The organism is Dellaglioa sp. CoH-55-MRSF-9 (genome assembly GCF_056782155.1).
Genome location: NZ_JBXAYG010000182.1, coordinates 1 through 234, shown reverse-complemented (window position 1 = coordinate 234; position 234 = coordinate 1). Strand labels below are relative to the sequence as shown.

The window sequence follows — 234 nt, the reverse complement described above, 5'->3', positions numbered from 1 at the left end:
ATTTAATGAAGAATTGAAAACAAAGAACATTCCGTTAATTCAGAGAAGTCATTCTGGAAATATTACGGTACCAATCGAGGTTATCCAAATGATATCACAGCCTGATTACGACATAGGTGATGATCAGGAACTTGTCGTTCTCACTGATAGTGAAAGACAAGCATTGATAGTGATGACTCTGATCGCTAATATCGATTACATCAGTCTGGATCATTTGGTAGATGCGGTTGATGT

Annotated in this window: 1 pseudogene; it reads left to right on the top strand. The window is 37.2% G+C overall.

From position 1 onward, the window contains the following. A pseudogene (locus AC1RPV_RS08280) lies at positions 1 to 234 on the top strand (BglG family transcription antiterminator); the annotation flags it as partial.